Source organism: Agrobacterium larrymoorei, from assembly GCF_005145045.1.
GTDB classification, from domain to species: Bacteria; Pseudomonadota; Alphaproteobacteria; order Rhizobiales; family Rhizobiaceae; genus Agrobacterium; species Agrobacterium larrymoorei.
Map to the genome: position 1 here is coordinate 289,338 of NZ_CP039692.1, position 12,674 is coordinate 302,011.

Below are 12,674 nucleotides of genomic sequence, written 5' to 3' on the forward strand. Positions count from 1 at the left end.
GTGGACTGGAAAGAAATATATTCTAAGAATCTCAAGTTTTTTTGCGAGACCGTAGCCCGGCGCTACTCTGGCTGGCCACTGAAAGCATCGATCAGAAGCTGGCGAAGTTCGTTCATCGGTCGTTCCCGCGTGGCGTTCGTCGGCGTCATGCCCGTTGTGAAACCATCTTGCTGGAAACGTTCGAGTAACTGCGCATCATCGGTGACGATATGTACGGGCACCGCTCTGGAGGCTCCCGACCCCGTTATGATGGAGGCGGGCTGGTGGTCGCCCAGAATGATATAGAACACGCCCGGCCCCTGCCGCGCCATGAACTCTCCCAGCGTTGCCAGAGTGTAATCGATGGTCTGTATGTACTGGCTGCGCACGCGGTCTGGATTGGCCCAAACGACGGACGGAGGATCGCCGCTTGTGGCCTGGTCGTTGAATGCGGAACCATCGCCGATATCGTTCCAGTCAATGAGCTTCGGCACCGGCGTCCACGGCGCGTGGCTGGAGATGAGCGCGATTTCCGCCATCACGTTCTGACCGCGCGCATGAGCTGGCTTGATCGCCAGCCTGTCGAACGCCGACAGCGTATATTGATCCGGCATGGTGACCCAATTGAATGGTTTGCCGCGATATCCCAGTCCGGATGCGGAAAGTATCTGATCGTAACCGAAATAATCGGACTCCGGCCACGCCATGGTAATGGCGGGCATGACGGCCACGCTTTGCCAGCCCGCCTGAGAAAACAGCCGGTTCAAGCTGGGCTGATGGCTGATCATCAGACGGTCATAACGTGCCTGACTATCAACCCACAGCCCGGACAGAAGCGTGCCATGCGCCAGCCAGCTTATGCCGCCGACAGTCGGAGACGTTACCCAACCGGTTGCCGCATGCAGCCCTGCCGCCTCGATCTGTCTTTGAACCGCCGAAAGGCGCGGCAGGGTGACATTGGAATAGCGGGGGTCCTCGACCGCAGATCGTCCGTAGGACTCGAAGAAGATGAGAACAATGTCCTTACCCTTTACCGCCCGGAAGAGACCCTTTCCATCCTGAGGACCGATACCGGTGCCTAGCGCCTTTTCGAAAACCTGCATATCCTCGACCGAACGGACGATGAGGCTGAGCCTCGCGGCAAGATAGGTCGGCGTTGCCAACTCCACGCGCGTTCTATCCAGCAGCAAAAGTCCTCCGGCAATAACGACGATGAAGGCAAAGACACCGATAAGCAGCCGCCGCAAATGTCCTCGCGCCTCGGCCATCCAGCGAAGAGATTTGAGGAAGATCAATGCGACAAGCAAGAGGATAAGGATGCCACATGTCAGCGCCACAAGGGCCGCGGGAGTACCGATGGTGCCGGAGATCAGGTTCCAGCCATCGGTCAGCATTTTCACATCGAGGTACGGATTGAACTGACGCTGGAATGCACTTTGCACGCCGATATCCGCGATCTTCAGGAAAAGCATCAGAAAGACCACGAAGCCGCTAAGGAAAATAACGAGGCGCCTCAGCCACCCGCGCGCCACCAGCACGAGGATTGCGATCAACGGCCACTCCAATGGAAGGCGCATAAATGCGTCCAACCCAATCGCGTCAGGATGGTCCGGCAGAGTGAAAGCAAGCAAGGCGGTGACGGAGAAAAGCACTGCACCGACCGCAGCTTTCAAGTTAATGTGTTTGGGACCTGTCCAGCTTTTTCCAATCAATCCAATCTGCTCCCATTCCCCGCACGTAAAGCGCTGTTGGAATAACAGGCAAAATACAGAGGCCGCCGCGCTTGAACAAACTGCGAATTTTCGGGTCCCTCATCGTTCTGGCGGCTCTTGGAATTATCATCCTCCTGCGGACAGACTTGAATGGGCTTCAGCAATCTTTGTCTCGCATCTCGTGGACCGCGATCATCGGTTGCCTTGCGCTGGTTCAGGTTCAGATCGTGCTGTCTGCGTTGCGGTGGCGATTTACCTCCCGGCGCCTCGACCAAGATATCGCGCCGCTCAAGGCCATCCGCGAATATTATGTCGCCAGCGTGCTGAACCAGACCCTGCCGGGCGGAATAGGTGGCGATGCGTTGAGAGCGTGGAGAATGCGCAGCGATGGCCCCGGAGGATGGAAACAACCCGCCAAGGCCGTGATTTTCGAAAGGCTCTCCGGCCAGATTGCCTTCTTTCTTCTGGCAATGATAGGCCTTTCGATCTGGCCCTTCGTTACGGACGCCAATCTCGGTCAGCATGCGAGGCATTATCTTGTGCTCGGTATCGCGCTGGTCGCAGCTCTTGCCGTGGTCCTCTTCTGGATCAGAAAATGGAAGGCCGCCGAGAGCGCACTGGGCGAAAGCCTGCTTAACGTTTTCGTCCGGCGGAAGGCATGGCTGTTTCATGCACTGACAAGTGCTGCCATCCTCTTCACCTATGTCGCGACGTTCTTCATTGCCGCGCAGGCAACCGGATCGAACCTTCCCTTCGTCGCGGGCATCACGATTATTCCGTTCTGTCTGGTTGCGATGTTGATACCCACCGGCTTTGGCGGCTGGGGCACGCGCGAGGCGGCGGCGATGGCGCTGTGGCCCATGCTCGGCGCATCCTCTGTGGAGGGACTTGCTGCAAGCATTACCTATGGCTGGCTCTCGTTGGCCGGTGCCGCACCCGGTCTTTTTCTCCTTGCGGCTACGGCCTTCAGGCAGCGTCCAAGCCGCGCATGAGACAGACATCAGGCAGGCTCTACACGCGCATAGACGTCTCCGGATGGGGCCTCCGCTGACATGCTCTGCAGCTCTGCCAGCATCTCGCTACCCGTTCTCCATTGATCGGAGGTGAAGCGGTGGGTCTCGCCTTCGACGCGGTTGAACCGGTAGTCCGCGAGCGACAGGAGCTTTTCCATCGCATCGGAAGCGACCGATGGCATTGCCGGGATGTATTCGAACGCGACGAGATTGATCGGCCTCGTCAAACCCGCTAGCACCTCCGCTTCCGCACCCTCCACATCGATCTTGCAGAAGACGGGCATGCCGTATTTCTGGATCAGATCATCCAGCGTGACCATAGGAACGCTGACCGTCCTGTCCCAATCCACGTGGGCAAAACCGGCATTCTGTTTCACCGCGTCCACGAAACTGGAAGAAACACTGGTAACGGTCGGATGGCGGCTGGAGATCAGGAGATCGACCGTTCCCTGAGAACGCCCGACAGCGACGCGCTCGAAGCCTTCGAGTTCAGCTCCCAGCCGCTTTTCTACGAAATCCGCAAAAATCGGCTGCGGTTCGATTGCCACGACCTTTGCACCGATATCCAGCAGCGTGCGGCTGCGGCTGCCCACATGCGCGCCGATATCGAAGGCAAGTTCGCCGGGCGAAATGAGGGAGCGATAAAAACGCTTCAGCGCATAACGCCGCCAGGGTTGACCATAATAGACGACCAGCGAGCGTGCGAGGCCAAGCGATGACGATAGATTATTGGCGACTGTCATCCCGCCACCCGCTTGCGCAGGAGGTAGGCAATATCGATGGCAAAAGATGTTGCCAGCAGCATCAGGGAGATCGCCGCGAGAGTGCTGGATAGCGGCACGCTCACCGCAGGAACGAGGATCAGGCAGAGGGTGGCAACCTGCACGACGCAAACGAATTTGCGCCTCAGCGACGATGGCAATTCCCCGTTAAGCACCGGAAGGAACCAGCCTGCTGCAACAAAGAGATATCGCATCAGGCCGATCAGAAGCACCCAAGCTCCTGCCTTGTCCAGCATGGCGGCTGCAACGGAAAGGATGAGAATGAGGAAGGCATCCACCTCCATATCGAAGCGGGCACCCAGTTCCGACTCCTGCCGATACCGGCGGGCGAGGTATCCGTCGATACCATCCAGCGCCAACGCAAAGAGGACGACGCCGACCAGTATCCAAAGAACCGTATCGGCATGTTGCAAACTTTCGAAACAGAGCACAGTCGCTCCGGTAAGGCTGACGAGCGAGGCCCGAAATGCCGTGACTATGTTGGCATAGCCGAAACATCGGTGGGGATAGCTCGGCAGAAGATAAACGACGAAGCCGAAAATGATGGAGAGGGAAAGCACGGCGGCAGCCACAAAATCCCATCCCATGGACATTTCCATCCGCACGACCAAGGCGACAACGATTGTGCCGATCATGAGGCAGGCAAGATGCGCCAGCGTGTTTTGGATGAGGGGCTTTCGGTCCCTCAGATTATGAGGCGCATCGCCATGTATAAGTGCCATTCAATCCTCCCTGCGGCCCAATATTACTCGGCAGCAACCAGCGCCTTCAAGTCCATCATGTGACCGGCGCGGAGGGTTTTCGTGCGAAGATAATTCTGGTTTTCAGCCGTTACCGTCCCTGTCACCGGCGCACGCGCATCTACCTCTATGCCCCCAGCCCTCAGTGCGCTGATCTTGGTCGGATTGTTGGTGTAGACGGCGACTTTCGAGATGTTCATGTGCCGCAACATCGAGACGGCGGATTCGTAGCGGCGGTGATCTTCGGCAAGCCCCAGCTCCGCATCGGCATCGATCGTATCGAGGCCGAGATGCTGATAGCCGTAAGCCCGCATCTTTGCGCCAATGCCGGTGCCACGACCCTCCTGATCGAGATAAAGCAGAACCCCGCCGCCTGCCTGTTTTAACAGAGCCAGACCGTTCCTCAACTGATCGCCGCAATCGCATTTCAGCGAACCGCAAAGATCGCCGGTGATGCAGGAGGAATGGATGCGGACCGGAACGGTGCGCGAGACATCCGGTTTGCCGACGACGATTGCCACCTGATCCTTCTGCGCAAGGCCACCCCGGAAAACGACGAATTCGGAGTCTCCCAGATCCTTCAGCGGAACGCGCGTGCGAACCACCTGTTCGAAACGCTGGCGGGCAACATCCGCCCCCTTCAGATTTTCAGCGGCCAGTTCGCAGCATCCGGCAAACCTTTCATTCGAAGCCGAGACATCCGCCATAACCATCGCCGGAAGCAGAAGCGCGATCCGCGCGAGTTCCGCAGTCTGAGATGAAAGATCATCGGCCTTCATCCAGCTGGATGGGCGCTCGGCACCCAAAACATAAGACAGGCGCGAGGCCTGCTCGAAGCTCACACCTGCGAGAGGCGTCAGTATATCACCGCTACCGACGATACCGAGCCGGGTTGCCCGAGGGGCCGTCAAAAGCAGCGAATGCTTGTTATCTACCGCCATTGCGAACTGATCGTAGATCGACGGTGCGACTGCATCGAGGGCGAGAACGGCCAACTTTCGTTCGTTGGAGGACAACAGGACGGGGCGACCAAAACGAAGCTCCGCGACGGCACGCTCTACTTCGATCGCCGGTGTGGTGAACTGGAAAGTTGGCTGGGTACCATGCGACATCTGACATACTCTCCCTGGACGTTTTTGTTTTTTACGAAGAAGATCGCGGGCGGATTTCCTTGCGGGCGTGAATTTATTTTGCTGACATCCACGGAACAAAACGCTTGGCTTGGCAATACGCTCCATTGAACACGCATTTATTGGGATCACCCTTTTGGCATCTGCTAACGGCACCGCAGCAATCTCATCACCAATGAAGTCTCAAGCACTCTGGATCGAGAGCAAAGGCCAATGCGGCATACGAGAAACGGTCCTGAAGACGATAGCTCCCAATGAAGTTCTGGTTCGCAGCCTCTACAGCGGCATCAGCCGAGGAACGGAGTCGCTGATCTTCAACGGAGCAGTGCCGCACAGCGAATTCGAGCGGATGCGGGGACCGCACATGGAAGGCGATTTTCCGTTTCCCGTAAAGTACGGCTATTCCTGCGTGGGCGTGATCGAGGCCGGTCCTGAGGAGCTTGTCGGTCAAACCGTCTTCTGCCTGCATCCCCATCAGGATTTTTTCATAACGACGGCGGATATGGTCTCACCCTTGCCGGAAGGCCTTCCGCCCGAGCGCGCCGTGCTTGCGGCCAATATGGAAACTGCCCTCAACATCGTTTGGGATGCTTTCATTCAGCCGGGTGACCGCGTTGCGGTATTCGGGGCCGGGGTCGTGGGTACGCTTATCGCCAACATTTCCACAAGGATCGCCGGAACGGAAACCATTCTAGTGGACGTGAACCCTGACCGCCGCCGCCACGCGGAGGCCATGGGCATTTCCTTCGTCCAGCCAGGCGATCTGGAAGGCGAGTTCGATGTGCTGATCAATGCATCCGCATCCGGGGCCGCCCTAGCCAACGCGGTCGAACATGCTGGGATGGAAGCGCGGATAGTGGAAGCAAGCTGGTATGGCGACAAGACCGTTACAATTCCGCTTGGCGGCGCGTTTCACTCCAAGCGGCTTTCTCTCATCAGTTCACAGGTCGGCTCTGTTCCCTCATCGCGCAAAGCCCGCTGGACGTTTTCGCGACGAATGGCAAAAGCGCTCGAGCTTTTGCGTGACGAAAGGCTGGATCATCTGATTTCCGGCGAGACGGCATTCGCTGATCTGGCCGCCGATTACCCACGTATCCTGTCATCGCAGGACACGCTCTGCCACCGCATTCAATACTAGACCTAACGCATTATCCGAACGCAAAACCGCTTCACACTTTTGCTGAAAATGCTCAAACGAAAGAGAAACCATGTTCGCAGTCGAAGTCAGAGACCACATCATGATCGCCCACAGCCTTCCGCGTCCGGTCTTCGGTCCGGCACAGGGCATGCACGGCGCAACCTTCGTTGTGGATGCAGCCTTTTTCACCAAGGATGTGGACGAGGATGGTCTGGCTGTCGATATCGGGGCTGCAACCACTGTTCTTTCGGAGGTGCTGAAGCCGTTGAACTACCAGAATCTGGATGAACTCGATGTCTTCAAAGGCAGGGTCAGCACCACGGAAGTCATCGCCAAGCATATTTTCGATGAGCTTGCAGCAGCGGTCGCGGCAAAACGCCTTGGTCCCGGCAGCCATCGCATATCCCGCCTGAAAGTCACCCTTCATGAATCTCACGCTGCTCGCGGCTGGTATGAGGCAGACCTTTGACATCACACCTCACCTTCGCCTACCCCGGCAATCTTGAACTGCGGACCGGGGGATATGGCTATGACCGGGAAATCATCAAAGGCCTGAAAGAGCTTGGCTGGAATGTCGAGCTTCTTGCCCTTGGAGACGGCTTTCCCTCTCCAAATCAGGAAGCATTGAAGGAAGCGGAGCGACGCCTTTCCGCATTGGAGGACGGCGCGCTGGTGGTAATCGACGGCCTTGCCTTCGGCATTATGGATGACTGGGCGGAGCGCGAGGCCGACCGGCTCAACATCGTCGCCCTTGTTCACCATCCGCTGGCACTCGAAACCGGGTTGAGCAAAGAGCAGCAGGCACCGCTTCGGCAGAGCGAAAGAGCCGCACTCGCCGCCACACGCCATGTGATCGTGACCTCACCCATGACGGCAGCGGAGCTTACGAAAAACTTCGCTGTACCAGCCGATAAAATTGCCGTAGCCGTTCCGGGAACGGCGAAGCCATCCTCCAAGCCCAAAGCGCAGAATGACGTACCCCAAATCCTGTCCGTCGGTTCGCTTACCCAGCGCAAAGGCTATGACGTACTGATCGCGGCACTGGCGAAGGTTGCCGATCTGGCGTGGCAAACAACGATCATAGGCAGTCCGCATCTGGACCCGACCGTGGCCGCCGCGCTTAAGGGGCAGATAGAGACGCTGGAGCTCTCGGATCGCATTATCCTCGCGGGCGAGTCCGACAATCTGGGGCCGGCCTACGCGAAAGCCGATATCTTCGCGCTCGCCAGCCGCTATGAAGGTTACGGCATGGTATTCGCTGAAGCCCTGTCTCACGGCTTGCCGATCATTGCCTGCAAGGCTGGCGCGGTGCCGGATGTCGTGCCCGCTGATGCTGGCTTTCTGCTTCCGGTGGACGACGTGAACGCAATCGCGGCGGCGCTGCGGACGTTGTTGAGCGATCCTCGGGAACGTGCGCGTCGAGCGGAGGCAGCATCACGCGCTGGCGCGCTTTTGCCCGGCTGGGCAGATACTTCGGAGATCATTTCGAAAAAACTGAAAGAATTGGCATGAGCGGTTTCGACAAGGACTGGCTTAAACTCCGCGAACCGGCAGACCGCGCAGCAAGAGCCCAGCCGATGCTCGAGCAGGTCCGTCGCTATCTCGACGCCCGCCCGCAGCCGCATGTCATCATGGATATCGGATGCGGTACAGGCTCGACCTACCGCACCCTCTCGCCGTTGCTACCCAACACAAAGTGGAGGCTTCTCGATTACGAGACAGCGCTTCTGGAGGAAGCAAAGCGTCAGATCGGCGACCACGACGATGTAGAATTTCACTGCGCCGACCTCAACAGGCTGGATGAAACGCTGTTGGAAGATGTTGACCTCGTCACCGCTTCCGCTCTGTTCGATCTCTGTTCGGCAGACTTCTGCGACAGGTTTGTCGAGCGGTTGGCGCATAAGAGCATCGGGCTTTATGCGGCTCTCAATTATGATGGTGTGATGGAGTGGACGGTGAAGCATCCGCTGGATGCTCAGGTCTCTCACGATTTCAACCGGCACCAGCGTTCAGATAAGGGTTTTGGACCAGCACTTGGCCCGGATGCGACGCAGCACCTTTCGTTACTTTGCAAAGGACTGGGATTTTCGGTGGAAACGGCAGATAGCCCCTGGCGTCTGGGTCCATCGCAGGCGCAGCTACAGAGAGAGTTCCTAACAGGGCTTCAACGACCAATTCAGGAGATCGGCAATATTGCTGCTGCCGATTTCAAGGACTGGCTCGACTTCCGTCACTCAAACACCGGCGTAGACGGCAGCGTCTGCATCGTCGGCCACACGGATTTTCTGGCGCTGCCCCTTCACTAAAGGCGCCTTCAGGCGGCAGTCGAAAAGCACATCGCTTCCCAGCCCGTAAACCTCTGCGGCGGGGCGATGCGCATTGCAAAGCTGCGCAATCGGCGGCAGGGATATGCCGCAAGGACCGGAGCCGATGATCAGGGGCGCGATGCAAACGTGGAGATGATCGACCAGACCGGCATCGATGAAGCGCGCGATGGTTTTCGCTCCACCTTCCACGAGGATCCGCTTCAATCCACGTTCGGCCAGACACTTCAAAATATCATCCGGATCGAGACCTGAAGGCCCACGTTTGAGCCTTACAACATCGGCGCGGTGGTTAGACATCGGAGCATCATGCCCCTGAATGACGATGACCGGCGCTCCGCCATCATGGAACAATCCCTCATCACCAGTCAGTTCGCCACGGCAGTCTATCACGACGCGGGTGGGGCTCGGGCCTTTCACCTCTCGAACGGAAAGACGCGGATTGTCGTTCTGCACCGTTCCGATACCTACGATCACCGCATCCACAAGAGCGCGGCAGCGATGCAAGTGCGCAAGGCCATCCGGCCCTGAAATATCGCGGGCATCGCCGCTCGGCGTGGCAACCCGCCCATCCAGAGACTGGCCCACCTGCGCAAGCACGAAACCGTCGCACGCCGAAGCAATCGGGCCATAAAGCGAAAAGGCCGGATCGGCCTCTTTTCTGCGAAGCGCGTCCTTCCCGTCGCGAATAGAGAGAAGCCGCGTCCAGAGCCTGTCAGTCATATGGAGATTGCGCATCGACGTCCCTGTTCAAAGAATACGGTAAAGCGTGGCGTCTCGGCGGATCAGGTGGTGAAAGATCACTGCCAGCATGTGTAACGCGAAAAGACCCAAAATGATCCAAGCGCTCCACCCGTGGATGGCCGATAGCGTCGGCGCGATCTCCGGCGATTTGCCAAGTGGGCTCCAGATCGGGACCAGCCCGAACCATTGCAGCGGAAACCCGTGAGCATTGGTGGCCAGAAAGCCGGAAACCGGCATGACGATCAAAAAGAGGTAGAGCAAGCCATGAACGGTGTGGGCTGCGATACGTTCTATCGCTGGTCCTTGGATGGGAGGAGCGGGTTGAAAAAGCCTCGCCCCCACCCTCAAAAGCATGACCCAGAGGACAAGAAAACCGAAGCTCTCGTGCACGAGATAGAAATCCAGTTTCACCTCGTCTTTGACGAAGCCGATCATCAGTCCGAGTGGCCATGTGATGAACACGAGAACCGAGACAATCCAGTGCAACACGCGGGCTGCGCGGCTATGTCTCGGCACGCTCTGCATCAGGTCGCGCGTCATCTTCTCCCTCCTCCACAATGTACGCCATTAGACACTGCCTATACGCATGGAACCAGCAGCTGGTTCAGATGCTTAACCACCCGGTACAGGGCGTTGGTAAGGTCGCATGAAAAACAGAGTTGGTATAATCGGTTCGGGGCCTACGGGGATCTACACCCTGAAAAATCTGGCGACATCCACCACACCGCTCGAAATTACGGTTTATGAAGCCGAGATGGAAGCGGGCAAAGGCACGCCTTATCTCCCCGGCATCAACGATCCCGTGATGCTCTCCAACATTCCCAGCATCGAAATACCTCTCATATCGCAGCCGCTTGTCGATTGGCTCAGAGATCGGCCAGACGATTATCTTGCACGCTTCGGCATTGTGCGAGCCGAAATCAACGAGCGGCAGTTTTATCCGCGCGTGGTGCTGGGTGATTATTTTCACCAGCAGTTCCAGTTCCTGCTTTCGCTTTCAGAGCGGAACGGGCACAAGGTCACGGTCAGGGCCGGGCATCGCGTGACGGATATCGCGATCCAACGAGGCGAAATACGCATCGTGGTCGAAGGCGCGGACCCGTTTGGCACAACATTCGATCATGTAGTGATGGCAACCGGCCATGACTGGCCTGACACGACCGAGACGAAACCCGGCTACTTCATTTCCCCATGGCCTGCGACCGCGCTGGAAGGTATTCATGGCGGAAAGCTCGGCATTCTCGGTACATCTCTCAGCGCCATCGATGCCTTGATGACCGTATCCACGTCCAACGGGCTGTTCATCTATGACGAGGTGGGCGCGCTGACCTACAGCCGAGCAAATGGCAGTGAGGATTTTCACGCCACCTTGATGTCTCGCAAGGGCCTGCTGCCGGAAGCGGATTTCTTCTGCCCTCTTCCTTACGAGACGCCGAGGGTCTGCACGGTTGAAGCGGTGGAGGAGCTTATTTCGCGTGGTCCCGCCGGGCTTCTGGATGCGACGTTCGAGCTGTTCAGGCGCGAACTGTCTATCGCCGATCCGGACTACGCGATGGAGATCGGGCTATCCGATCTAACCGTGGATGACTTTGCGGACGCCTATTATGCGCGGCGTTCCGGTACCGATCCTTTCGCCTGGGCTGCGCTCAACCTTGCGGAAGCGCAGCATAATATGACGGCACAGTTTACTGTACCGTGGCGCTACGCGATCATGATCACGCATGAAATCATAGCGAAAATCGTGCCGCATCTCGATCAGACGGATTTCAAGCGCTTCGGCAAATCCTTCAAAAGCATCTTCATCGATGAATATGCGACCGTTCCGCATCTCTCCATCCAGCGGCTGCTGGCGCTTCACAATGCAGGTGTGCTGGAAATCCAGAAGCTTGGAGCGGATTACGAAATATCCACCACCGAAGGAAAGCGTGGCGCGACCGTGACAATGAAGGATATTACGCTGGAGTTCGATACCTTCATAGACGCGACCGGCCAAAGTGCCCGCTCCGCTTCCGACATTCCTTTCCGCAGCCTTGTGTCGCAAGAGATCGTCAGACAGGCACCGACCCCAGCCGAAGCCAGCATCTTTTCCGGCGAGGAGCAGAAAGCCGTTGCGCATCTTGGCGGCATCGATGTCGATGAGAACTATCGAATAAGATCGGGCGGCGCGCTTCATACGAGGCTCTATTGTGCCGCGATCCCTTATCTGCTGCACAAGCACCCCTTCATCCAGGGCATCACCAGCGCTGCGGAAATCGGTGAGACGGTCGCGGCATCGATACTTGACGATATTTCGAAAACGGAGGCCTATGAGCTTCTCATTGCCTGATGATATTCCTGCCGAAACCCTGGAACGGAAGACAGGTTTTGCCGGGATGAAGAAGATCGGCCACGTAAAACAACTCTGGCGGTATCCGGTAAGCTCGCTGGGAGGCGAAGCTTGCGGATCAACATTCGTGGATGAGAACGGTTTGTCCGGCGACCGCCAGTTCGGGCTGTTCGATGCGGACGGCATATTGGCTGCACCGGAAAAAGATCCGCGCTGGCGACCCGCGCTTTTTCTCTCTAGTTGGATAGATGAGGAAGGCAAAACCTATATCCGTTTTCCAGACGGCGCAGAGTTTAGGGTCAGCGACGCAGAACTGCACGACCGGCTTTCTGCTCACTTCGGCTTTGCCGTTTCAGTCGGACAATATGCGGATGTTACTGCAAATTTGGAGCCGAGACTTCCCGTTATCAGCCGTTCTTACGCAGCAAGCCCGCTGCACCTTTTGACGACCGGCTCTCTTAAGATGCTGGAAGGTCAGTTGGCATCCAAAGAAGCCGATGCCCGCCGCTTCCGGCCCTCCCTGCTGCTTGCGACGGAGGAGGAAGACGGTTTCATAGAGGATAGCTGGATCGGTGCAATCCTGCATATCGGGAACGTCCGGGCCATCGTTATCGAGCGTACCAAACGTTGTGGCATGACCCTCATCGCCCAGCCGGATTTGCCGGAACAGCCCGACGTTCTAAGAACGATCCTGCGCAACAACCACCGCTGCCTTGGCATCTATTGCGACATCATCGATAACGGCATCGTCAAAGTCGGCTCGGATGTCTTCATCGAAGGGTAGCC

Annotated in this window: 13 protein-coding genes; 7 read left to right on the forward strand and 6 right to left on the reverse strand. The window is 57.5% G+C overall.

The features are described 5' to 3' along the window. Nucleotides 1-62 precede the first annotated feature (62 nt). Nucleotides 63-1,556: an LTA synthase family protein gene (locus tag CFBP5473_RS15645; protein ID WP_234881836.1), complete on the reverse strand. Its 1,494-nt coding sequence runs from the start codon at nt 1,554-1,556 to the stop codon at nt 63-65. Between the two features lie 206 nt (nt 1,557-1,762). On the opposite strand from CFBP5473_RS15645, the gene CFBP5473_RS15650 reads away from it, so the two are divergent. Continuing rightward, complete coding sequence (locus CFBP5473_RS15650; protein ID WP_037171197.1) at nt 1,763-2,683, forward strand: lysylphosphatidylglycerol synthase transmembrane domain-containing protein; 921 nt, start codon at nt 1,763-1,765, stop codon at nt 2,681-2,683. Nucleotides 2,684-2,691: 8 nt separating this feature from the next. Here the strand turns inward: CFBP5473_RS15650 and CFBP5473_RS15655 are convergent, their stop codons facing one another. The 3 genes from CFBP5473_RS15655 to ribA are packed head-to-tail and all read right to left on the reverse strand — an operon-like array spanning nt 2,692 to nt 5,338. Further along, nucleotides 2,692-3,447, reverse strand: a complete 756-nt coding sequence (locus CFBP5473_RS15655) for an FkbM family methyltransferase (RefSeq protein ID WP_027676083.1) — start codon at nt 3,445-3,447, stop codon at nt 2,692-2,694. Then, a complete protein-coding gene (locus CFBP5473_RS15660) occupies nt 3,444-4,208 on the reverse strand; it encodes a CDP-alcohol phosphatidyltransferase family protein (protein WP_051441320.1) in 765 nt (254 codons plus the stop codon). Before CFBP5473_RS15660 ends, CFBP5473_RS15655 begins: the two co-directional genes overlap by 4 nt. A gap of 23 nt (nt 4,209-4,231) precedes the next feature. Then, complete coding sequence (gene ribA, locus CFBP5473_RS15665; RefSeq protein WP_027676084.1) at nt 4,232-5,338, reverse strand: GTP cyclohydrolase II RibA; 1,107 nt, start codon at nt 5,336-5,338, stop codon at nt 4,232-4,234. A 193-nt stretch (nt 5,339-5,531) separates the two neighbouring features. On the opposite strand from ribA, the gene CFBP5473_RS15670 reads away from it, so the two are divergent. The 4 genes from CFBP5473_RS15670 (at nt 5,532) to CFBP5473_RS15685 (ending at nt 8,800) form a co-directional block, all read left to right on the forward strand. Then, the gene (locus CFBP5473_RS15670) at nt 5,532-6,494 is read left to right on the forward strand and encodes a zinc-dependent alcohol dehydrogenase (RefSeq protein ID WP_037171200.1); all 963 of its coding nucleotides are present in this window, start codon (nt 5,532-5,534) and stop codon (nt 6,492-6,494) included. Between the two features lie 70 nt (nt 6,495-6,564). Next, nucleotides 6,565-6,963, forward strand: coding sequence for a 6-pyruvoyl trahydropterin synthase family protein (locus CFBP5473_RS15675; protein WP_027676086.1), 399 nt, complete (start codon nt 6,565-6,567; stop codon nt 6,961-6,963). Further along, nucleotides 6,960-8,006 (forward strand): glycosyltransferase family 4 protein, encoded by a 1,047-nt coding sequence (locus tag CFBP5473_RS15680; protein WP_027676087.1) that lies wholly within the window; start codon nt 6,960-6,962, stop codon nt 8,004-8,006. The genes CFBP5473_RS15675 and CFBP5473_RS15680 overlap by 4 nt, the downstream gene beginning before the upstream one ends. Continuing rightward, a complete protein-coding gene (locus tag CFBP5473_RS15685; protein WP_027676088.1) occupies nt 8,003-8,800 on the forward strand; it encodes a class I SAM-dependent methyltransferase in 798 nt (265 codons plus the stop codon). Before CFBP5473_RS15680 ends, CFBP5473_RS15685 begins: the two co-directional genes overlap by 4 nt. Here CFBP5473_RS15685 and CFBP5473_RS15690 read toward each other — a convergent pair. Then, a complete protein-coding gene (locus CFBP5473_RS15690) occupies nt 8,729-9,556 on the reverse strand; it encodes a RibD family protein (protein WP_084631702.1) in 828 nt (275 codons plus the stop codon). The two genes, CFBP5473_RS15685 and CFBP5473_RS15690, sit on opposite strands and share 72 nt — an antisense overlap. Nucleotides 9,557-9,568: 12 nt before the next feature. After that, nucleotides 9,569-10,102 (reverse strand): cytochrome b, encoded by a 534-nt coding sequence (locus CFBP5473_RS15695; RefSeq protein ID WP_210163863.1) that lies wholly within the window; start codon nt 10,100-10,102, stop codon nt 9,569-9,571. Nucleotides 10,103-10,208: 106 nt separating this feature from the next. Between CFBP5473_RS15695 and CFBP5473_RS15700 the strand changes: the two genes are divergently transcribed. Both CFBP5473_RS15700 and CFBP5473_RS15705 read left to right on the forward strand, forming a co-directional pair. After that, nucleotides 10,209-11,888 (forward strand): FAD/NAD(P)-binding protein, encoded by a 1,680-nt coding sequence (locus CFBP5473_RS15700; RefSeq protein WP_027676092.1) that lies wholly within the window; start codon nt 10,209-10,211, stop codon nt 11,886-11,888. Then, on the forward strand, nt 11,881-12,672 hold the full coding sequence (locus tag CFBP5473_RS15705) for an MOSC domain-containing protein (RefSeq protein WP_210239301.1): 792 nt from the start codon (nt 11,881-11,883) through the stop codon (nt 12,670-12,672). The genes CFBP5473_RS15700 and CFBP5473_RS15705 overlap by 8 nt, the downstream gene beginning before the upstream one ends. The last annotated feature ends 2 nt before the right edge of the window (nt 12,673-12,674 follow it).

Excerpts from the sequence above, each read along its gene's own strand:
- CFBP5473_RS15645 (WP_234881836.1), bottom strand. The coding sequence starts at position 1,556 with ATGCGCCTTCCATTGGAGTGGCCGTTGATCGCAATCCTCGTGCTGGTG.
- CFBP5473_RS15675 (WP_027676086.1), top strand. The coding sequence starts at position 6,565 with ATGTTCGCAGTCGAAGTCAGAGACCACATCATGATCGCCCACAGCCTT.
- CFBP5473_RS15685 (WP_027676088.1), top strand. The coding sequence starts at position 8,003 with ATGAGCGGTTTCGACAAGGACTGGCTTAAACTCCGCGAACCGGCAGAC.
- CFBP5473_RS15695 (WP_210163863.1), bottom strand. The coding sequence starts at position 10,102 with ATGACGCGCGACCTGATGCAGAGCGTGCCGAGACATAGCCGCGCAGCC.
- CFBP5473_RS15690 (WP_084631702.1), bottom strand. The coding sequence starts at position 9,556 with ATGCGCAATCTCCATATGACTGACAGGCTCTGGACGCGGCTTCTCTCT.
- CFBP5473_RS15670 (WP_037171200.1), top strand. The coding sequence starts at position 5,532 with ATGAAGTCTCAAGCACTCTGGATCGAGAGCAAAGGCCAATGCGGCATA.
- CFBP5473_RS15655 (WP_027676083.1), bottom strand. The coding sequence starts at position 3,447 with ATGACAGTCGCCAATAATCTATCGTCATCGCTTGGCCTCGCACGCTCG.
- CFBP5473_RS15660 (WP_051441320.1), bottom strand. The coding sequence starts at position 4,208 with ATGGCACTTATACATGGCGATGCGCCTCATAATCTGAGGGACCGAAAG.
- ribA (WP_027676084.1), bottom strand. The coding sequence starts at position 5,338 with ATGTCGCATGGTACCCAGCCAACTTTCCAGTTCACCACACCGGCGATC.
- CFBP5473_RS15700 (WP_027676092.1), top strand. The coding sequence starts at position 10,209 with ATGAAAAACAGAGTTGGTATAATCGGTTCGGGGCCTACGGGGATCTAC.